General features: G+C 54.1%; 26 protein-coding genes and 1 tRNA gene. 16 read left to right on the top strand and 11 right to left on the bottom strand.

The window, feature by feature from the left end:
• Nucleotides 1–9: 9 nt before the first annotated feature.
• The 8 genes from C5F52_RS13545 (at nt 10) to C5F52_RS13510 (ending at nt 6,143) form a co-directional block, all read left to right on the top strand.
• On the top strand, nt 10–1,653 hold the full coding sequence (locus tag C5F52_RS13545; protein WP_104798887.1) for a tetratricopeptide repeat protein: 1,644 nt from the start codon (nt 10–12) through the stop codon (nt 1,651–1,653).
• A gap of 42 nt (nt 1,654–1,695) precedes the next feature.
• A complete protein-coding gene (locus C5F52_RS13540; RefSeq protein ID WP_161499702.1) occupies nt 1,696–2,184 on the top strand; it encodes a lipoprotein insertase outer membrane protein LolB in 489 nt (162 codons plus the stop codon).
• 13 nt (nt 2,185–2,197) lie between these two features.
• Complete coding sequence (gene ispE / locus C5F52_RS13535; protein ID WP_104798885.1) at nt 2,198–3,043, top strand: 4-(cytidine 5'-diphospho)-2-C-methyl-D-erythritol kinase; 846 nt, start codon at nt 2,198–2,200, stop codon at nt 3,041–3,043.
• Nucleotides 3,044–3,075: 32 nt separating this feature from the next.
• Nucleotides 3,076–3,152: transfer RNA gene (locus tag C5F52_RS13530), tRNA-Gln, on the top strand.
• A 67-nt stretch (nt 3,153–3,219) separates the two neighbouring features.
• A complete protein-coding gene (locus C5F52_RS13525) occupies nt 3,220–4,194 on the top strand; it encodes a ribose-phosphate pyrophosphokinase (protein ID WP_104798884.1) in 975 nt (324 codons plus the stop codon).
• 101 nt (nt 4,195–4,295) lie between these two features.
• Nucleotides 4,296–4,916 carry a 50S ribosomal protein L25/general stress protein Ctc gene (locus C5F52_RS13520; RefSeq protein ID WP_104798883.1) on the top strand — a complete coding sequence of 207 codons (621 nt, stop codon included), beginning with the start codon at nt 4,296–4,298 and terminating at the stop codon, nt 4,914–4,916.
• 101 nt (nt 4,917–5,017) lie between these two features.
• Entirely contained in the window at nt 5,018–5,701 is a 684-nt protein-coding gene (gene pth, locus C5F52_RS13515; RefSeq protein ID WP_104798882.1) for an aminoacyl-tRNA hydrolase, read from the top strand.
• Complete coding sequence (locus C5F52_RS13510; RefSeq protein WP_104798881.1) at nt 5,646–6,143, top strand: hypothetical protein; 498 nt, start codon at nt 5,646–5,648, stop codon at nt 6,141–6,143. Before pth ends, C5F52_RS13510 begins: the two co-directional genes overlap by 56 nt.
• Before the next feature lie 21 nt (nt 6,144–6,164).
• On the opposite strand, the gene C5F52_RS13505 is transcribed toward C5F52_RS13510, so the two are convergent.
• The 4 genes from C5F52_RS13505 to rsmD all read right to left on the bottom strand — a co-directional run bounded on the left by C5F52_RS13505 (nt 6,165) and on the right by rsmD (nt 8,339).
• Nucleotides 6,165–6,419 carry a YfhL family 4Fe-4S dicluster ferredoxin gene (locus C5F52_RS13505; RefSeq protein WP_104798880.1) on the bottom strand — a complete coding sequence of 85 codons (255 nt, stop codon included), beginning with the start codon at nt 6,417–6,419 and terminating at the stop codon, nt 6,165–6,167.
• 76 nt (nt 6,420–6,495) lie between these two features.
• Nucleotides 6,496–7,194 carry a histidine phosphatase family protein gene (locus C5F52_RS13500; protein WP_104798879.1) on the bottom strand — a complete coding sequence of 233 codons (699 nt, stop codon included), beginning with the start codon at nt 7,192–7,194 and terminating at the stop codon, nt 6,496–6,498.
• Nucleotides 7,195–7,201: 7 nt separating this feature from the next.
• A complete protein-coding gene (coaD, locus tag C5F52_RS13495; protein WP_104798878.1) occupies nt 7,202–7,702 on the bottom strand; it encodes a pantetheine-phosphate adenylyltransferase in 501 nt (166 codons plus the stop codon).
• A gap of 34 nt (nt 7,703–7,736) precedes the next feature.
• Entirely contained in the window at nt 7,737–8,339 is a 603-nt protein-coding gene (gene rsmD / locus C5F52_RS13490) for a 16S rRNA (guanine(966)-N(2))-methyltransferase RsmD (RefSeq protein WP_104798877.1), read from the bottom strand.
• A 30-nt stretch (nt 8,340–8,369) separates the two neighbouring features.
• Here rsmD and ftsY point away from each other — a divergent pair, with 30 nt between their 5' ends.
• Nucleotides 8,370–9,407 carry a signal recognition particle-docking protein FtsY gene (gene ftsY / locus C5F52_RS13485; RefSeq protein WP_104798876.1) on the top strand — a complete coding sequence of 346 codons (1,038 nt, stop codon included), beginning with the start codon at nt 8,370–8,372 and terminating at the stop codon, nt 9,405–9,407.
• A gap of 30 nt (nt 9,408–9,437) precedes the next feature.
• Nucleotides 9,438–9,911: a DUF962 domain-containing protein gene (locus C5F52_RS13480; protein WP_104798875.1), complete on the top strand. Its 474-nt coding sequence runs from the start codon at nt 9,438–9,440 to the stop codon at nt 9,909–9,911.
• 78 nt (nt 9,912–9,989) lie between these two features.
• On the opposite strand, the gene C5F52_RS13475 is transcribed toward C5F52_RS13480, so the two are convergent.
• On the bottom strand, nt 9,990–10,319 hold the full coding sequence (locus tag C5F52_RS13475; protein WP_104798874.1) for a polymer-forming cytoskeletal protein: 330 nt from the start codon (nt 10,317–10,319) through the stop codon (nt 9,990–9,992).
• Between the two features lie 175 nt (nt 10,320–10,494).
• Here C5F52_RS13475 and C5F52_RS13470 point away from each other — a divergent pair, with 175 nt between their 5' ends.
• Nucleotides 10,495–10,992 carry an Rrf2 family transcriptional regulator gene (locus C5F52_RS13470; protein WP_104798873.1) on the top strand — a complete coding sequence of 166 codons (498 nt, stop codon included), beginning with the start codon at nt 10,495–10,497 and terminating at the stop codon, nt 10,990–10,992.
• A gap of 15 nt (nt 10,993–11,007) precedes the next feature.
• On the opposite strand, the gene C5F52_RS13465 is transcribed toward C5F52_RS13470, so the two are convergent.
• Complete coding sequence (locus tag C5F52_RS13465) at nt 11,008–11,772, bottom strand: 2OG-Fe dioxygenase family protein (protein WP_104798872.1); 765 nt, start codon at nt 11,770–11,772, stop codon at nt 11,008–11,010.
• A 45-nt stretch (nt 11,773–11,817) separates the two neighbouring features.
• Between C5F52_RS13465 and C5F52_RS13460 the strand changes: the two genes are divergently transcribed.
• The 4 genes from C5F52_RS13460 to C5F52_RS13450 all read left to right on the top strand — a co-directional run bounded on the left by C5F52_RS13460 (nt 11,818) and on the right by C5F52_RS13450 (nt 15,504).
• Entirely contained in the window at nt 11,818–12,921 is a 1,104-nt protein-coding gene (locus C5F52_RS13460) for a Stealth CR1 domain-containing protein (protein WP_104798871.1), read from the top strand.
• Between the two features lie 79 nt (nt 12,922–13,000).
• Nucleotides 13,001–13,936 (top strand): RNA polymerase sigma factor RpoH, encoded by a 936-nt coding sequence (gene rpoH, locus C5F52_RS13455; protein ID WP_104798870.1) that lies wholly within the window; start codon nt 13,001–13,003, stop codon nt 13,934–13,936.
• Between the two features lie 126 nt (nt 13,937–14,062).
• On the top strand, nt 14,063–14,866 hold the full coding sequence (locus C5F52_RS29675) for a hypothetical protein (RefSeq protein WP_146100084.1): 804 nt from the start codon (nt 14,063–14,065) through the stop codon (nt 14,864–14,866).
• 5 nt (nt 14,867–14,871) lie between these two features.
• Complete coding sequence (locus C5F52_RS13450) at nt 14,872–15,504, top strand: DUF2971 domain-containing protein (RefSeq protein WP_161499701.1); 633 nt, start codon at nt 14,872–14,874, stop codon at nt 15,502–15,504.
• Nucleotides 15,505–15,514: 10 nt separating this feature from the next.
• Here the strand turns inward: C5F52_RS13450 and C5F52_RS13445 are convergent, their stop codons facing one another.
• From C5F52_RS13445 to C5F52_RS13425, 5 genes are read right to left on the bottom strand one after another with little or no spacing between them, the layout of a single operon-like run.
• A complete protein-coding gene (locus C5F52_RS13445; RefSeq protein ID WP_201747018.1) occupies nt 15,515–16,114 on the bottom strand; it encodes an SCO family protein in 600 nt (199 codons plus the stop codon).
• Nucleotides 16,114–17,001: a heme o synthase gene (cyoE, locus tag C5F52_RS13440; RefSeq protein ID WP_104798867.1), complete on the bottom strand. Its 888-nt coding sequence runs from the start codon at nt 16,999–17,001 to the stop codon at nt 16,114–16,116. The genes C5F52_RS13445 and cyoE overlap by 1 nt, the downstream gene beginning before the upstream one ends.
• A 19-nt stretch (nt 17,002–17,020) precedes the next feature.
• Nucleotides 17,021–18,130 (bottom strand): heme A synthase, encoded by a 1,110-nt coding sequence (locus C5F52_RS13435; protein WP_104798866.1) that lies wholly within the window; start codon nt 18,128–18,130, stop codon nt 17,021–17,023.
• Nucleotides 18,130–18,822 (bottom strand): hypothetical protein, encoded by a 693-nt coding sequence (locus C5F52_RS13430; RefSeq protein WP_236657869.1) that lies wholly within the window; start codon nt 18,820–18,822, stop codon nt 18,130–18,132. The genes C5F52_RS13435 and C5F52_RS13430 overlap by 1 nt, the downstream gene beginning before the upstream one ends.
• Nucleotides 18,800–19,507, bottom strand: a complete 708-nt coding sequence (locus tag C5F52_RS13425; protein ID WP_236657868.1) for an SURF1 family protein — start codon at nt 19,505–19,507, stop codon at nt 18,800–18,802. The genes C5F52_RS13430 and C5F52_RS13425 overlap by 23 nt, the downstream gene beginning before the upstream one ends.
• On the opposite strand from C5F52_RS13425, the gene C5F52_RS13420 reads away from it, so the two are divergent.
• Complete coding sequence (locus C5F52_RS13420; protein WP_369952046.1) at nt 19,506–19,784, top strand: twin transmembrane helix small protein; 279 nt, start codon at nt 19,506–19,508, stop codon at nt 19,782–19,784. The two genes, C5F52_RS13425 and C5F52_RS13420, sit on opposite strands and share 2 nt — an antisense overlap.
• Nucleotides 19,785–19,840 lie beyond the last annotated feature (56 nt).

Raw genomic sequence — 19,840 nt, 5'->3', positions numbered from 1 at the left:
GATGCCCCTATGAAATTCCCCTTGTCTGCAGCCCGTCTCTGGGCTATGCGTGTCGTTCTGTATGCAGGTGCTTGTACGGTATGGGCCACAGCGAGCCAAGCGCAAACCGAGCCCGAGGTTGAAAAAATCAACAACTCGCCCATGTCGGGCGAGCTTTTGTATGAAATTTTGCTGGGCGAGTTGAACCTGCGCCAAGGTGAGCCAGCGGCCGGTTTTGCGCTGCTTTTAGATGCGGCACGCAAGACCAACGATGTTCAGTTGTATGCGCGTGCTGTGGATGTCGCACTGCAAGCCCGCTCGGGCGACGGGGCCTTGATGGCCGCACGCAGTTGGACCCAAGCCGCACCGCAAGACCGAAAGGCCAACGGGCATTTGCTGCAAATTTTGATTGCCCTCAACCAAGTGACAGACAGTTTGGGGCCACTCAAGAAAGAGCTGAGTTTCGCGCCAGAAGCTGAGCGCAACGCCGTGATCAGCCAGATTCCGCGTCAGTACGCACGCGTCAGCGACAAAAAACAAGCAGCCGACATCGTGCAGCAAGCGCTCGAACCGTATTTGCGCAACAACGCCACTGCGAGCGAGGCTTGGACCAGCGTGGGCCGCATGCGCTTGGCCCATAACAACACGGCGGCGGCACTGGAAGCCGCACGTCAAGGCAGCGCGGCGGACAACAAGGCCCTGAGCCCTGCCCTGTTGGCGCTGGAACTGATGGGTCGTCAAATCAAAGAAGCAGAGCCTCTGGTGACGCAAGCCTTGCGCCGCCAAAATACGCCCGAGTTGGCCATGAGCTACGTGCGTGTGTTGATTGAATTGCAACGCTACGACACCGCCAGCGAGCAGCTGCAAACCATCACCCAAAACTTCCCGCAGCACGCGGATGCCTGGTTGGTTTTAGGCTCACTGCAATTTGAACAAGGCCAAGACGCGTTAGCCGAACAGTCACTCTCGCGTTATGTGGCGCTGGCCGCCAACAGCGACAACGAAAACACGGCACGCGGACTCGCTCAAGCCCAAACACGCCGCGCCAGCTTGCTCGCTCGTCAAGGCAAACTCAGCGAAGCGCGTCAATTGTTGGCGCAACTGCCATCGCGCAATGCCGACGAACAACGCAGCCGACTGCTGGCCGAAGTGCAGTTACTGCGCGAGCACCGTCAATGGCAAACAGCCTATGAGCTGCTGGCCACCGTCAGCGCGAACGACACCGATTTGTTGTACGAACAAGCCATGCTGGCCGAAAAGCTCAACCGCCTCGACGACATGGAAAAACTGTTGCGCAACGTGATGCAGCTCGATCCGTCGTACCACAACGCCTACAACGCTTTGGGGTTTTCGCTGGCAGATCGCAACTTGCGCTTGGACGAAGCCAAACAACTCATCATCAAAGCGCTGACATTTGTGCCAGATGACCCCTTCATCACCGACAGTTTGGGCTGGGTTGAGTTTCGACTGGGTAATGCATCCGCAGCGTTGACCTATTTGCAAAAGGCCTACAAAGACCGCACAGACCCAGAGATTGCCGCGCATTTGGGCGAAGTGCTGTGGCACCTCCAACGCACCGACGACGCACGCAAAGTGTGGCGCGAAGCACTCGACGTCGCCCCCAACAACGAGACCTTGCAAGAAACTTTGCAGCGCCTCAAGCCTGCGCTCTAAACCATGCGGTTTGGTGGCTGTGATGCGTGGCGACTTTGGCCTGTGTTTGTCGCATGCATGTGTGCGCTGGCAGGCTGCGCGTCACCCAACTTGCCAACCACAGAGCCGCCAACCGTCATCAACGATGTGCCCGTCAACGCTCCCGAATGGCAGGGGCGTCTGAGCTTGCGCATCCAAAGCGATCCCGCCACATCGATGAGCGCTGGTTTTTTACTGCGCGGCGAAGCCACCTACGGACGTTTGGATTTGTACTCGCCCCTAGGCACCACATTGGCGGCACTGCGGTGGACCCCAAGTACGGTTCAATTACAACAAGGAGGCCAACTGCAACGGTTCGATTCGCTGGACGAACTCACCGAGCAAGCCACGGGCGCAGCCCTTCCTGTGCATGCCTTGTTTGACTGGCTCAATGGGGTGCCCAGCATGGCGCCAGGTTGGCAAGCAGACCTCTCTCAATTGCCTCAAGGCTTGCTCATCGCGCAACGTGTCTCGCCCACACCCACTGTGCATCTCCGCATCAAACTCGATTAAGCACTCACACACCATGCGCGCGCTGACCCATGTTTTGGCCCCTGCCAAATTGAATTTGTTTTTACACATCACAGGCCAGCGCCCTGATGGCTACCACTTGCTTCAATCCGTTTTCATGCTGATTGATTGGTGCGACACGCTGCACTTTGACGTGCGAGACGACGGACAAATAAGCCGCGAAGACTTGACCACCCCCCTCCCCGCCGATGACTTGATCGTTCGTGCCGCCAAAGCGTTACAGGCCGCTAGCGGCACGTCGTTAGGCGCACATATCGCGATTGAAAAAAACATTCCCGCACAAGCGGGCATGGGTGGCGGCTCGTCGGACGCAGCCAGCACCTTGCTTGCGTTAAATCGTCTCTGGAAGCTGAATTGGCCCCTCTCGCAACTGCTGCCTATTGGTTTGCGGTTGGGGGCGGACGTGCCTTTCTTTTTGCAAGGTCACAACGCTTGGGTGGAAGGTATTGGCGAAAAAATCACCCCCATTGAATTGCCACCCAGTCGGTTTGTGGTGGTCAAACCCAACGCCGGACTGAACACCGAAAGAATTTTTCGCGACCCGAATTTGAAAAGGGACTCAGAAACTGCTATACTGCCGGTCTTCGCTGTTCATCCTTTCGACTTCGGTAGAAACGATTTGCAGCCAGTTGCTCAGGCGCTGTGCCCTGAAATAGATCAAGCCATTCAATGGCTGACCTCTTTCGGTTTAAGTCCACGCATGACAGGATCTGGCAGTGCAGTTTTTGCGCAAATGCCCAGTGATGTGTTGATAGAATCAGCATCGCACAATTGGCAAATGCGGGTGTGCAGCAACATGATGGTTCATCCCTTGGCTGGGTGGGTTGTCAGAGAAAGTTAACGGTTAGCAGCTGCAAAGCTGTTGACCTGTGTAGGGGAGTCGCCAAGTTGGTTAAGGCACTGGATTTTGATTCCAGCATGCGAAGGTTCGAGTCCTTCTTCCCCTGCCAAAATTTATGTTTCTATTCGACGGCATGTTGGCGTCATTGGTCCTGAAGCGAAAGTCACTCCGTCATCATGTCCACCCCTACCCCAGACTTCATGATTTTTACCGGCAACGCCAATCCTGCGATGGCTGCCGAAATCGCCACGCATCTTGGCATTGAAGTGGGTGCAGCCCACGTCGGACGCTTTTCTGACGGTGAAGTGACTGTCGAAATCAATCAGAACGTGCGCGCTCGTGATGTGTTCGTGGTGCAAAGTACTTGCGCCCCCACCAACGAAAGCTTGATGGAATTGCTGATCATGGTCGACGCCTTAAAGCGCGCCTCAGCAGAACGCATCAGCGCCGTGATTCCTTATTTCGGTTACGCCCGTCAAGACCGTCGTCCTCGCTCAAGCCGCGTGCCTATCTCCGCCAAACTCGTGGCTGACTTGCTGCAAACTGCTGGCGTTGCACGCGTGCTGACCATGGATTTGCATGCCGATCAAATTCAAGGCTTCTTCGATATCCCCGTGGACAACATTTACGCCTCGCCGGTGTTGCTGGGCGACTTGCGTCAAAAGAATTACGAAGACCTGATTGTGGTCTCGCCTGACGTCGGCGGCGTGGTGCGTGCTCGCGCCTTGGCCAAGCAACTCGGTTGCGATTTGGCCATCATCGACAAGCGTCGCCCCAAAGCGAACGTGTCTGAAGTCATGAACGTGATTGGCGACATCGATGGTCGCAACTGCGTCATCATGGACGACATGATCGACACCGCTGGCACCTTGGTGAAAGCAGCAGAAGTGCTGAAAGCACGTGGCGCTAAGAAGGTTTACGCCTACTGCACACACCCTATTTTTTCAGGTCCCGCCATCGAACGTATTGCCCAAGGCGATGCGCTCGACGAAGTGGTCGTGACCAACACCATCCCACTCAGCGAAGCTGGGAAGGCTTGCAAAAAGATTCGCCAACTCACCGTGGCCCCGCTGATCGCAGAGACGATCCAGCGCATTGCCAAAGGTGAGTCGGTCATGAGCTTGTTCTCCGACCAAGACCAGCTGTTCTAAACAGCTCGTTTCGTCGCGGAACATTAACCTGGGCTGCTTCGGCAGCCTTTTTTTGAAACGAGAGCCACACTGGTCGCGGTGGGTTCCTACAGGAGTTAATTATGAAATTTGTCGCTTTTGAGCGCGCTAAGCAGGGAACGGGTGCGAGCCGCCGTCTGCGTATCACAGGTCGTACACCAGGCATCGTCTATGGTGGCGCTACTGAAGCTTCGTTGATCGAAATCGATCACAACGCTTTGTGGCATGCCCTGAAAAAAGAAGCCTTCCACGCTTCTGTGTTGCAAATGGAAATCGACGGCAAGAGCACTGAAGTGTTGTTGCGCGACGTGCAATACCACCCCTTCAAACAACTCGTCTTGCACATCGACTTCCAACGCATCGATGCCAACACCAAGATGAAGAAAAAAGTGCCTTTGCACTACTCAGGTGAAGAAAACTCGCCAGCTGTGAAGGCTGACCAGTGCTTGATCAACCACATCGCCACTGAGTTGGAAATCTCTTGCATGCCAAAAGATTTGCCAGAGTTCATCGCTGTGGACTTGAGCAACCTGACCAAAGGTCACTCGTTGCACGCCAAAGACATCACCCTGCCCGCAGGCGTGACTGTTGTGGCTCCTGGCAGCTCCAACCCCGTGTTGGTCGCTGTGGTGGCAACAAAGGCTGAGGCACCTACACCTCAAGAAGCCGCCGCTGCTGCTGGCGACAACAAAAAGAAGAAGTAATTTCTTTTTAGCGTTTGCTTTGAACGGCCCACCTCGGTGGGCCGTTTTGCTTGTGGGCACCTAGATAAAGCGCGCCACACACCCTCACGGATAATTTGCACATGATCAAGCTGCTCGTTGGCCTTGGAAATCCAGGCCCAGACTATGAATCCACCCGCCACAACGCTGGCTTCTGGTGGATAGACACCATCGCTCGCGACCTCAAAGTTCAGCTGCAGCCAGACCGTGCCTACCACGGCTTGGTGGCACGCACCACCGTCAAAGGCCAAAACGTGTGGTTGCTGGAGCCGCAAACCTTCATGAACTTGTCTGGCAAATCCGTCGGCGCTTTGGCTCGGTTCTTCAAGATACAACCCGATGAAATCTTGGTGGTTCATGATGAGCTGGACATCCCACCTGGCGAAGCCAAACTCAAACTCGGCGGCAGCCACGCCGGACACAATGGCCTGCGCGACATCCATGCGCAACTCGGCACCGATCAATATTGGCGACTGCGTATCGGCATTGGCCACCCCGGGAATAAATCTGAAGTGGCCAATTGGGTGCTGAAAAAACCAGCCCCCGACCAACGCAGCGCCATTGAAGACTGTGTGTCGCGTACCAGTTTGGCTTTGCCCCATTTGCTCGCAGGCGATATGGTCAAAGCCACGCAAATGATTCACACGGCGAAGCCCCCCCGGCCCAAACCCCCTAGGCCGGCGAACTTAGCCGTCAAAGAGGAGTCCAGCCATGCGACAACGCCACCTTCTGCACCAGACCTCGCCATCAAGCCAGCGTCTCACTAACCACAAGATAGCCCTGTTAACTTGGGCCACCCTCCTGATCGCGCCTGAAGCTGCAGCGCAAACGGTATACCGCTGTGGTGATCAATACAGCGCCAGCCCCTCATGCAACGGCGCGATCATCCCCTCGGTCGCGGATGCCCGCAACGCGCGCCAAGCCCAAACACAAAAAACGCAAACCTTGCAAGCCCAGCAAGAAGCAGATGCTTTGGAAAAAAATCGACTCAAGTCGGAACAACTGGGCAAACGCAATGTGGCAGCGCTTCCCACGTACAACCGTGACGCCCTGTTCAGCAACACCGTCGAACACGCAGCGCCTGTGCCGCCTTCTCACGGCAAGCATCAAAAATTGGCCAATCCCTATTTCACAGCCAAAGACAACACGCCCAAGCCACCCAAAACAAAGGTTGAAAAAAATGGCGCTAGCCCGAAAGCTGCGCCATAGACCGCCTAGGCCTGGGAAGGTTCACGGATTTTGTTGCTGCAACAGCCGAAATTTAGCCATCAAGGCATCACGTCCTTCTAACCGCTGCGGATTCACAGGAATACACGCCACAGGACACACTTGCACGCATTGCGGCTCATCAAAATGCCCCACGCACTCCGTGCATTTGTCGGGGTTGATCTCGTAAATTTCAGGGCCTAAGAAAATCGCCTCGTTGGGGCACTCGGGCTCACACACATCGCAGTTGATGCATTCGTCGGTGATCATCAAGGCCATAAAAAATCCGCAAAATTCAAAGATAGAAAAGGATTATCTCCGCCAGCAACATCCGCACAGGCCGTGCGGTTGCTTGTCACAGCTTGGCGTCTGCTGGCGTGGCTTTGGCAACGGTTTGACGGTAAAGCGGTTGCGGCGGCATATCTGCCAAATGCGCCGTATCGGCCCAGTCAAGGATATGCAGCGTGGCGTCACGCCAAACCACCTGATTCAAGCCAGCATTGGGAATATCGCAGACACGCGGGCCATTCAAGGACAAGGTTTGGGCATGGCGCCAGATCATGTCGAGTACACCGCCGTGGGTGACCACCACCAAGCGCTCACCGGCGTGCTGCTGCGCCAATAAAGCCATCGCCGCGATCACGCGGTCATAGAACACCTGCGTGCTCTCCGCGCCCTCCACGGCGTAATGCGCATCAAATTTCAACCAACGCTGCCAAGCATCGGGGTGCTGAGCCTGAATGTCGGAAGCACGCAAGCCCTCAAACACGCCAAAGCACTGCTCGCGCAAACCCGTTTCGGTCACACACGACTGGCCCAAGGCTTGCGCCACGGCTTGGGCCGTTTGCTGGGCACGTACCAAGTCACTGCTGATCAAACGCGTGGGCACACGCCCCTCTCGCTGCCAAGCCGTCAAGCCGTCTTCAAAACGGCGTTGCAAGCGTTGTGCTTGCAACAGCCCTATGTCATTGAGCGGCACGTCAATTTGGCCTTGAAAACGCAGTTCGCGGTTCCAATCGGTCTCCCCGTGGCGGATGAGCAAGAACTCGGTCATGCGGGCATCAAGCAGCGGCTGCTTTTTTGGCCATCAAGCGCTGATAAACGCCTGGCGACACCAGGTTACGGCCATCACCCTCGCCACCGAGCATCGAAATTTCACGCACAAACGTGCTGGAGATGAATTGGTACTCTGCGCTTGGCGTGAGAAACACGGTTTCCACATCGGGCATGAGTTGGCGGTTCATACCCGCGAGTTGAAATTCGTAATCAAAGTCGGTGACCGCACGTACACCACGCACCATGACTTTGGCGTTGTGTAAACGTGCAAAGTCGCGCACCAAACCCGTAAAAGGTGCCACCTCAATTTGGGGGTGCGCCGCCATGGCCTCACGCGCCATGTCCATGCGCTCGTCCAAGGTGAACAAGGTTTTCTTGTGATGCGCTGTGGCCACGGCCAAGATCACCTTGTCAAACATGGCGGCAGCGCGCAACAAGATGTCTTCATGGCCCAAACTGATGGGGTCAAACGTGCCAGGGTAGATGGCAATCACGGGCTTGGACATGGACGCTCCTGCAAATTTCTAACGATGAAACACATCAAGCGATGCGGCGTAACAAATGCGCATGAACCGCACCCGCCTTCAAATGGCGATGCTGCATCAAGCCCAAAGGCGCCAACGCCTCGTCGGCCCACGCCGCTGGAGCCTCTAAATACACCCACCCCTCGGGTTTGATGGCTTTGGCTGCGGCCTGCAAAGCGGGCTCAAACAAGGCGCTGTCAAACGGCGGGTCTAAAAAGACCAAATCCACACTGGACGGCATGAGTTGTTTGAGACACGCCACGCCATCGGTGCGCTGCACATGCACAGTTGTGGCTTTCAGGCGCGTGACCTGGTTGTTCAATTGCGCGACCAAGGCTGGGTCGACCTCGCACAGCAACACATGCGCCGCATAGCGTGAGGCCGCTTCAAGACCCAAAGCCCCCGTGCCTGCAAACGGATCCACACAGCGCCAACCGAACAAGGACTGGCCCAACCAGTTGAACAAGGTCTCTCGCACGCGGTCAGGCGTAGGACGCAAGCCCGGTTTCAACGCAACGGGCAACTTGGTGCGGCGCCATTGGCCGCCGATGATGCGAACTTCGCCAGCACCTTTGTGCGGCTTGGCTGGCTTTTGGGGAGTGGGGGTGATGGGTTTCATAGAATGGCTTGATTCTAGAAACCTCCGCACATGTTTAGCTTTTTCAAGAAAAAAATCTCCCCCCCTGTCGACACGCCTCAAAGCGCCCCCGCCCCTGAGGCGTCCGCGCCAAGCGCGGCCATGGCAGAACCCGCTGAGCGCCCCCGTCAAAGCTGGCTCAAACGTTTGGGCGCAAGCTTGCGTCGCACCGGCCAAAGCATCAGCACCGTCTTCACGGGCACCCAAATTGACGATGCCCTGTACGAAGAGCTCGAAACCGCGTTGCTCATGGCCGACACCGGCGTGCAAGCCACCGAGTACTTGTTGGCAGATTTGAAGCAACGCGTCAAAGACACGCACACCACCGAGCCATCCGCCGTCAAGGCTTTGTTGGCGGCCAGCATTGCGCACTTGCTCCAACCTCTCGAAAAGCAACTCGTCATTGGTGCGCACAAGCCCACAGTGATCATGGTGGCGGGCGTCAACGGGGCCGGTAAAACCACATCCATTGGCAAGCTGACACGCCATCTCAGTGACAACGGCGCTTCGGTGCTGTTGGCTGCGGCCGACACCTTCCGCGCGGCCGCCAAAGAGCAACTGGCGATTTGGGCCAACCGCAACACCGTCGAGATCGTCAGCCAAGAAGGCGGCGACCCGGCAGCCGTCAGTTTTGATGCCGTCACCGCAGGCCGTGCGCGCGGCAAAGACGTGGTGCTGGTCGACACCGCAGGCCGCCTGCCCACCCAACTTCACCTGATGGAAGAGTTGAAAAAAATCAAGCGCGTGGTGCAAAAGGCCGAAGCCAGCGCGCCCCATGAAGTGCTCTTGGTGATTGACGGCAACACAGGTCAAAACGCCTTGGCACAAGTCAAAGCCTTTGACGACACCTTGGGCCTCACCGGCCTGATCGTCACCAAACTCGACGGCACGGCCAAAGGCGGCGTGCTGGCTGCCATTGCCTTGTGGGGCCAAACGCGCGCCGCTGCGGGCGGATCGGTCGTGCCGGTTTATTTCATTGGCGTCGGCGAATCTGTGGAAGACTTAGAAACCTTCAACGCCCAAGAATTTGCCGAGGCGCTGCTCGGTTAAATCACCCACTCAAATGCAAGGAACCTGCGCATGAACGTCAACGATCCCGTCCACGACCACGCGCTAGGCGATGCCCCCGAACGGCGCATCGATGCCTTGATCGCCCATTACGCGCAAAGCCATCAAAACGCCACCAACGAAGCCTTGCATTGCGTGTGCGTGCCGCTCATCATGTACAGCTTGGTGGGTCTGATTCATGCGCTGCATCCTGTGGCGGCGTTGGTATTTCTCAGCGCCAGCATGGTGTATTACCTGCGTTTGTCGCAACGTGCCGCCGTTCTGATGTTGCTCTGGAGTTCCGTGCTGTGGATGGCCATCACCTCTTTGCATGCACAACAGGTCCTGATTTACACCAGCGTCTTTGTCTTGGCGTGGATTGGACAATTCATCGGGCACAAACTGGAAGGCAAGAAACCTTCGTTCTTTGAAGATCTGCAATACCTCTGGATTGGCCCTTTGTTTGTGGCGCAAGTGTTGTTGCGCCGTTTTGGTTGGCGCTGGTAAGCACCACCCGTCCTTTCAGCGCCACAAAAAAAGCCCGCTGTTGCATGCAACAGCGGGCTTTGTCATTCAGCGCATGGCTTATTTTTGGGTCATGTTGCCGCGGAATTGGCCACCACGTTGGATTTCCAGCTCGTGGTACTCCAAGGTACCCGACACTTTGCCTGTGCTGTGAATCAACAAATGCTCTTTGCAAATAATGTCTTCGTTCAGCTCGCCGTGCACATCGATTTCGCGTGCGCGGACCGTGCCAGTCACTTGGCCTTTGTTACCGATCAACAAGTCATCCGCGATGAGTTCGCCGGTCACATTGCCGTTGATCACAGCCTTGCCAGGCGCAGCGATAGAGCCCTTGAATGTGACGCCCTCACCAATCACGAGGTTGTTGTTGTTTGGGTTGATATCAGCCATGCGTGTCCTTTGGATTCTGAGTTGATCTTCAATAAAGATAGATGAATTTTAGAGCCATGCACGCCTCTGAAAATGAATAGATTTTGAGTAGATAAAACCTAAATAAAATCATAAAACATAGACAAATAAGAATGAAAACCAGATAATCCTACGCAATACATCAGAAAAACTATTCATGATCTCCAATAAAACAGATTTCGCCTTGAAAACAGTGCTGGCCATCGCCAGTCAGCCTGCAGGCCGGCCTTTGACCACCAAAGCCATGTCCGAGCGACTCAACTTGTCGGTCTCCTACTTAGAAAGTATTTTGAAAGCCCTCAAAGCACAAGGCTTGATCCGCTCCGGCAAAGGCCCAGGCGGCGGCTATCAAATGGATGCGGACCCGTCCTTTGTCACGGTGTGGGACATCGCCAAGATTTTTGAAACACCACTCATCACCAGCCCAGCCAACCCACACGAAGGCGCGTTGGTCAGCACCGACTTTGAACTGGGATTGCAGCAAGTCATTGAGCGCCACCTGACGGCCACCACCTTGGCCGAGTTGGTCGACGTGCGTGAGTGGGACACGCCAGCGAGTGGCACATCCAACAATCGCTTCAAATTCAAACCCCTGCCCGAGATGTTCATTCCGCGCGCGCCCAACTCCGTCTTTCAGCTGTCCATGCGCTGCTGAACCACAGCGTGTTCGTTAGGCGTCTTCTTTTTGAAACGCGCCTGCCAAACACGTCAACACCAAGGTGTCGCGATGGCCGCTGGGCGCCAAGGGCTGAATAGGCGTGGTTTCATGAATCACCCGAGCGTCATCTAACAAGAGCAAAGACCAAGGCTCGGTCAAGGTAAATCGCTGGCCGCCAGGGCCTTGCGCTTCAAACACACGCGTCTCACCGCCTTTGATACCCGTGCGATTGACCATAAACACCCCCACCAAATCCACGCCATCACGATGCGCGCCTTCGGGTGTGGGGCGTCCAATGCCATCGGTGGTGTCAATGCGAAATTGATGCGCTTCGATGCAACCTTGGGTGCGTGGCGCATCAGGATGTTTGAATGCTCGAAGGGCTTGCGCTGTCTCGCCAAAGGCGCCTATCAACTGCTGCCACACAGGCAGCGCAACGGTGTCCGAGCGCATCGGCTCAAACCAACGCTGCATGCCCCCGTGCAACGCGTTGTAATCGAGCGATTGCCAATGCGCCCTGTGCGCCACTTGTGTCAACACGCCAGCCTGATACGCAAAACATGAATGACGGCGGCGGCGGTAATGGCCACCGTCTTTCAAATAAAGATCTGGCGGCATGTCATGCCAGTCGCTGCATAAGGCGTTCAGTTCAGCGAGGCTGCAATGCGCCCACCGCGCCACATCGTGCGCACCCAAGACCGCATAACCTTTGGTTTGCAACTCAGGCAACATCTGTTCGAGTGCAACGGCGGGGGGTAAAAATTGAGGTTCGGACATAGGCCCAATTTAACCGAGGCTAAGCCCTCACTTCTAAAATAGGGGATGCAAATTTCTTCACCCATCGACATCGTTTACCTCTGGGTCGATGGCAACGACGATGGATGGCGTGCCAAACGCCAAAACGCCTCTGATCTCTTGAGCCCACAAGGCAACCAAACCATCGCCCGCTTCGGCAATGTGGAGGGCCGCTTTCGAGACAACGACGAGTTGCGTTACAGCTTGCGCGCACTGACGCAGTTTTTTCCTGATCACGGCCATATCTACATCGTCACCGACGGGCAAGTGCCCGCATGGCTGAAACCCTCCAACCGGCTGAGCTTGATCGATCACCGTGATTTGATTCCAGAAGTCTCCTTGCCCACGTTCGACTCGGGCAATATCGAGTCTTACATTCACCGCATTACTGGGTTGGCGGAGCGTTATTTCTATTGCAACGATGACGTGTTCTTTGGCGCCCCCGTGCAAGTCAGCGATTGGTTTTTTGAGGGCGGCTTTTACGTCGCGTGGTCTGACGACCCCGAGGTCGTGGGGCATGCCATGCAAACCGATGCCACGTCGCTCGAAAACGCCAGCCGTCTGTCAAAAGAATGGCTCAAGGCAGCAGCAGAGGCGCAGCCCGGCGCATGGATTCAGCCCAAACGTGTGCACCAGCTCGACCCGGCGTACACACACACGGCACGAACCTTTGCACATTCGCCGCGCCCCATGCTGAAGTCCATCTTGATGGCGCTAGAAGACGAAGCGGCCGACATGTTTGCGCGTGTGCGCTCTACCGTTTTTCGCAGCTGGGACAAGCCCACCATCGTCTCGGACTTTGTCCTGCGCTGGGCTCTGGCGCACGGCATCGCCCAAATCAAAGACCACTCACACCTGTACGTCGCCACTGGCGATGCGCAGGTCGGTCCAGCGCTTGAGCAATTGAAAACACAATTTGGCCAGCTCGATTTCTTTTGCATCAACGACACCACCGATGACGCCATGCCAGATGATCCGCGCTTGATCCAAGTGCGCCACACCTTGCAGCAACTGCTGCCGACGCCGTCTGCGTACGAACTTAACGGAAACCATCAAGGCCGCAACGCCCACCATGACAGCGCCATGCCGCTGAACAGCGCACGCAACACGCGCCGCCACGCAAAAGGGTAAACCCTAATTTTTCTAGGTTTTAGCACTCTCCCCTTGCAAGTGCTAATATTGAGTTATTGGTATCCGAAAGGACTACAAAATGACAAATTTGACACATGCTGCGCCCCTCTCCGTCGTGAACCCATGGTCGATGGTGCCCCCGCTGGGCAACATCGATGCGTACATCACGGCGGCAAACCGCTTGCCCATGCTGACGCTGGAGCAAGAGCAAGAGTTCGCCCGCAAATTGCGCGACAACAACGACCTCGAAGCCGCTGGAAAGCTGGTGCTCTCACACCTGCGTTTGGTGGTGTCTGTGTCGCGCCAATACTTGGGCTATGGCCTGCCCCATGCTGACTTGATTCAAGAAGGCAACGTGGGCTTGATGAAAGCCGTGAAACGCTTCGATCCCGACCAAGGCGTGCGCTTGGTGAGCTACGCCATGCACTGGATCAAAGCCGAGATTCACGAATACATCTTGAAGAACTGGCGCATGGTCAAGGTCGCCACGACCAAAGCCCAACGCAAGCTGTTTTTCAACTTGCGCTCGATGAAGCAAAGCTTCAAAGCCGATGCGGGCGAAGGCGATGCCTCCACGCACCGCAACACCTTGAATGCGGTCGAAATTGACACCGTCGCCCACAAGCTCAACGTCAAACCCGAAGAAGTCATCGAGATGGAAATGCGCATGTCCGGTGGCGACGTGCTGCTCGACCCCACGCCCAGCGATGACAACGAAGACGCCTACGGCCCCATCGCCTACTTGACCGACACCAACCACGAGCCCACCGCCATGATCGCCGCGCACCAACGCGATGTCTTGGCCTCGGACGGACTGACAGCAGCGCTGAACGTGTTGGACGCACGCAGCCGCCGCATCGTGGAAGAGCGCTGGCTCAAAGTGCAAGACAACGGCTCAGGTGGCATGACCCTGCACGACTTGGCCGCCGAATACGGCGTCAGTGCTGAACGCATTCGCCAAATCGAAGTCGCGGCGATGAAGAAAATGAAAACAGCCTTGGCTGAATACGCCTAAGCAATTTCTTCGTGCAGATCTGAAAATGGCCGCAATTGCGGCCATTTTTCTTTGAAAAGAAAATCAAAAAATTTGACAGCAGTGACAACCATATGTAAAATTAAATTATAAATTTAGGAAGCAAGCATGACCATAAAAAATTTAATATCTCTTTTGGCAATCTCCTTATTGTTATTTGGATGCGCTCAAAATCAAGGAAACTTGAAAAGCAACTATACAGAAAACTCTCAAGAAAATAGACAAATTATTCTTAATGCAACAAAAAAGGAAAACACCTACGTCGATGCTATCAAGAATAGCCTTGCAAACGGAAAATCTTGTAACGAAGCAGCATTCAAATCGACCGAGGCACAACTTGTGCTAAAAGAGGTTTTATACAAAGATGAAAATAGTTCGAATAAAATTGAACTCATGAGTACAAACAAAAAAATATCTCAATCACAAAATATTGCATTGCAAGCTGTATTGCCTGAGTTTAGGAGATGCAGAAACTTAGTTAGAGAGTCTATGTCCAGCGTGCCACACTTAAATGAGGTTCCAGTTTATTTTGCAAATAAGTCTGATTACATATATGCAAAATTAACTTCAAAGGAATGGTCAATAGCACAAGCAAATCAAGCTCGTTCAGAACTAAATCAAGAAGTTTCAAGCAAAATGTTAATCGCTGTTCGAAAACTTACTGATGATCTTAGAAATGAAGCGCAACAAGAAGTGTCATTATTATTACAGCAACAGGCAATTAACAACTCACAAGCTTTTTCAATTAGGCAACAACAGTCACAACAACAACAGCAAGGCTTAAATCAATTGGAGCAGGGCTTAAGAATGCTTAACAACCCAAGAGCAGCGTCTTATGCGCCACAACCTCCCATGAATATTAACTGTACATCTACGAAATGGGGGAATTCAGTAAACACAAGCTGCAACTAGTAATTATGAGAGTTTACTATTTAACGCCAAGCCAATATGGCATTAGCAATTTAAATTTAAGCCGTTTAAAAATATCTCGAATAAATCAATTAAATGATCCATTTGAATTTATGGAATTTAACTTGCAAGATTTAAGAAACAAAAAGGCAATAGAAAATTTTAAAGAAAAAATCAACCATGAATACGGTTTAACATGCTTCAGTGAGAACTGGAGAAATCCCTTACTTTGGAGCCATTATGCAAACAAGCATGAAGGAATCGCACTAGGGTTCGACATCTCAGATGAAATTTTGAGTAAAGTAACGTACACCAACGAACGTGTAAATATATATTATGACGAATTTCAGAAATTTATTCTGAATGGCGAATTGATGATTGACAAATTAATACGAACAAAATTTTATCACTGGCATTACGAAAAAGAGCAGAGATTCTTCATCCCTCTGAGAGATGCCGTGTTAGATAATGACAATTATTATTTCAACTTCAATGAACACATCAAGTTAAAAGAAATTATCCTAGGCGTTCGTTGCATCTACACTAAAGATGAAATTCAAAAAATTACAAATCAGAATTTTCAAGAGATCAATATAAGAATAGCAAAAATGGCACCTAATACATTTGAGATGGTGGAATAAAAATCTATAATTAACGAGTTTTTAACAGCCCTTGAATGTCTTGCGCCAGCGCCTGAGCCCCACTACCGTAACGGCTGTAAAGACGCAAGTTGCCCTGTGTGTCGTACACGTAGCTGCCGGCCGAATGGTCCATGGTGTAGCTGGTGGGTGTTTTACCCTCGGACCGTTTGTAGTACACCTTATAGTCTTTGGCGACAGCGGCCAATTGCTCAGGCGTGGGAATAAAAGCCACAAACGTCGGCTCAAAGTTGCCCATGTAGGCCTTGAGCAACTCAGCGGTGTCTCGGGCAGGATCGACGGTGATGAACGCACCCTGCAACTTCTCGCCATCCGCCCCCAACAAATGTTTGACCTCGGCCAGCTCAGCCATTGAGGTGGGGCACACGTCAGGGCACTGGGTGTAGCCAAAAAACAGCACCACCACTTTGCCCTTGAAGTCGCTCAAACTGCGCGTTTGTCCGTGGTGATCGGTCAAGGTGAAGCCTTTGGCGTAATCGGCCCCTGTCACATCAATGGCGTTGAACTTGGGTTTGTCAGGCGCACAAGCCGTCATAGCCATCGCCAAAATAGCCAGGGCACATGCGCTGAAAAAACGTCGGGTTGGAGTCATCACAGGTAATGGTCGATTAAGAGCGCTGCGAACAGCAAGCTCAGATGAATGAGCGAAAAGCGGAAGGTCTTGCGCGCCAACTCATCCGAGTAATTGCGCCAAAGTGCGAACGCGTAGCCACAAAAACCCACACTCAAAATGATCGCACTGACCAAGTAAAACCAACCGCTCATGCGATAAATGAAAGGCATCAAACAAGCCGCAAACAGCACAAAGGTGTAAAGCAACACTTGCAAGCGTGTGAATTCATTGCCGTGGGTCACCGGCAACATAGGCAAGCCCGATTTGCGGTAATCCTCGACGCGGTACAAGGCCAAGGCCCAAAAGTGCGGCGGTGTCCACAAGAAAATGATGAGGAACAAAATCAAGGCTTCAGGCCCCACATCGCCCGTCATGGCGGCCCAACCCAACACAGGCGGCATAGCCCCCGAGGCGCCACCGATCACGATGTTTTGCGGAGTCAGGGGCTTCAAGATGACCGTGTAAATCACGGCATAACCGACGAACGTGGCAAAGGTCAGCCACATGGTGAGCGGGTTGACCAAGGCATACAAAATCCAAGAACCGACCACGCACATGAGGGTTGAAAACACCAGCGTCTCGGCGTCACTCAATTCACCCTTGGCTGTGGGCCGCCAAGCCGTGCGTTTCATGCGTGAATCGATGCCTTTTTCCACCAAGCAGTTGAAGGCAGCCGCGGCTCCGGCGACGAACCAAATGCCCAAGCAGGCCCAAGCGCCGAGTTTGACTTCGTCCCATGAAGGAACGCTGGGCACAGCCAACACCATGCCAATCAAGGCGCAAAACACGATGAGTTGGATCACGCGGGGCTTGGTCAGTGCATTGAACTGACGCAAACGAATGAGGAAAGGCACAGCGAGGCTCATAAAACGGGTCTCGTAACAATCAATTCAAAGCGGTACGCGACACACGCGCACCCGTTAACAACCACACCAACACCACCACCATCGCAGCGGCACCACCGGTGTGCAACACAGCAGCCACCAAAGGCCAATCCAACACCACGTTGGACAACCCCGTCAGCAACTGCAAGAACAACAAACCCAACAACAACTTTGCGGGCGATTCAGCGACACGACGCAAACGCAAGGCGAGCCACATCAAATAAGTCAACACCAAGTACGCTGCGAGTCGATGCACGTAATGAATGGCCGTGAGGGACTCAAATGTCAAAGGCTCGCCTTGTGCGTTTTGCCCTAAGTGACGCCACAGGGTAAAGCCCTGCTCAAAGTCCATCAGCGGCCACCAGCTGCCTTGGCACTGCGGAAAAGTGTTGCAAGCCAACACCGCATAGTTGGTGCTGACCCAGCCACCCAACAGCACTTGCACGGTCAGCGCCACCAACCCCAGCAGCGTGGCCATGAACATCCCAGTAGACATGTTCGAAGCCGTTGCCGCACCACTTTGCAGACGATCACGCTGGACTTGCAAGGTCAACAAAGCCAGCAACACCAAAGCCCCCATCAAGTGCAAAGTGACGATCAGCGGGAACAGCTTCATCGTAACCGTCAAGGCACCAAACGCGCCTTGGACACACACCCAAACCAAGGTGAAAGTTGGCCACGCCACACCCCCGTAGCTGCCGCCACGCCAGCGGCGTGCCCAAGCAAACGTCGCCAAAGTCAAGATGAGTCCGCCCACCGCCATGGCCATGTAACGGTGCACCATTTCAATCCAAGCTTTGGTGTGCGTCACAGGGCCGGTGGGCATTTGGCTTTGCTCTACGGCAATGCTGGCTTGTGCGCCCACAGGACTGGCGTGTCCATAGCAACCCGGCCAATCGGGACAACCCAGACCGGAATCGGTCAAGCGGGTGAACGCACCAAACAACACCAAATCAAAGGTCAAGAAAAGTGTCACCAAAGTGAGCAGCTGAACACGTCTGGCCGTTGAGGCGCGCGGATTACGCAGCCAAACCCAACACAGTGGAACCATCGCGACGAGCGCGCCCATCACCAACAGGTGAAGAACTGGGCCGAAGTCAAAGTTTTGCATCAACGGCCTGCTTCGTCCCAAGCGGCTGCAGCACGCAGCAAGCGCTCTAAATCTTTTTTGGCTTTGAGGGCACCTTCATCGCTGAGTTGCGCAGGGAAACGCATCATCCATTCGCCATGTGGATCGACCACAAACAAATGGTCCTTCAAAGCTTGCCCCTCGGCAGGAACCAACCATGGCTGCAAGGCTTGCGGGTCAATGCGCAAAACATTCGCCTCTTTCAAACCGGGCATGATTTCAGCGGGCACATTGGCCTTGTCGGTAACCAACCACACCCACTCCGTGCGATCGCGCTCTTTGCCTAGGCTCATCAAAATTTGGCGCTGCAAATACAAATTGCGCAGACAGGTGGCATCACAAGCGGCATCAGCCACGCTGACCAACAGCCATTGGCCTTTGAGTTCAGGCAACTGAATTTGCTGCCCCTCCAGACTTTGCACCGTGACGTTGGGCAACGCACGCGTAGGCTGGATCAACTCACCAAAGTTGCGACGCCCTTCAGGTCGCACCACGTAATAGGTGAAGTAGGACGCCAGCACGGGCGCCGCACAAATGAGCAGCACAGCCAGCATTCGCAAGCGACCCATCTGGGTGCGTTTGGCATCGGCTTGCGCGACGGCGTTCGGTGAAGGCAAGTCGTACACCGTCATCCCTAAGGGATGATCGGATTCAGGGCGTGGAGCGTCGGACATGGCGATAAGGAATGATGAATTGAAACCAAAGATAAAGCATGAGCTGCACAGCAGCCAAGGCAAACCATTGAAAGGCGTAGGCGAGGTTTTTGTCGATTCCAGAGGCAATTTCAGGCCACTCACGCAGCAACCCATCCGATGCCGGATCGGTTTGCAGCACAGTCGCAGAAAAATGGGCACCCACTTGCGCAGCCATTTGATCGAGGTCTAGATTTTGCCGAATGTTGGAAGTCCTTGAGTCAGCGCTGGCATCTGCCTCAGCATGACCTAAGCTCAACACGGACGATGGCGGTGGTGCCAAGCGGCCTTGCAACTGAACCACACCTATTGGCGTCTCGATGGGCGCTAGCTGCAAGCGATCTTGGCTGTTGCGTGGTATCCAGCCGCGCTGCACCAGCACGGTGGTGTGATCATTCAAGGCCAAAGGCGTCACCACCCAAAAGCCCGCACGACCTTGCATGGGGCGGTTGTCCAAATAAACGGTGTGCTCGCGCAACCAACGCCCTTGGAGCTGCACGCGACGGTGCAATTGTGCAAACAACGCAGGCTCAGCCAGCAAAGCTTCGGTACTCAATACAGGCGCAGACTGTTGCGCCACGATGGCAGCATGCTGCGCTTGCTTTTGATCGGCACGCGACAGTTGCCAAAAACCCAAACGCACCGTCACCGCCACACCGACCCACATGGCCAGCGTCACCCATGCGAAAGCACGGCTGCGCGGTAAAGAGATAATGGTGCTTATGAAATTCATTGTTGCAATTGCGTTCTTGGCTATTTTGGTGAGCTTGGGCTCCGCGCTTGTGTTCATGATGCGAGACGGTCGCAATGGGCAAGCAAAATCAAACAATATGGTGAAAGCTTTGGCTTTTCGCGTCGGATTTTCAATCCTGATTTTTTTGTTTATTTTGATCGGCTGGAAACTTGGATTCATCCACCCAACAGGCATCGCAGCGGGTCAATGATCGAAACATCCACCGTTCGTGATCTCAACAAAAAAGGCCGCACATGCGGCCTTTTT

The organism is Limnohabitans sp. TS-CS-82, assembly GCF_002943475.1.
The sequence above is the reverse complement of the archived record's forward strand: the minus strand, read 5'-3'. Positions and strand labels throughout refer to the sequence as shown.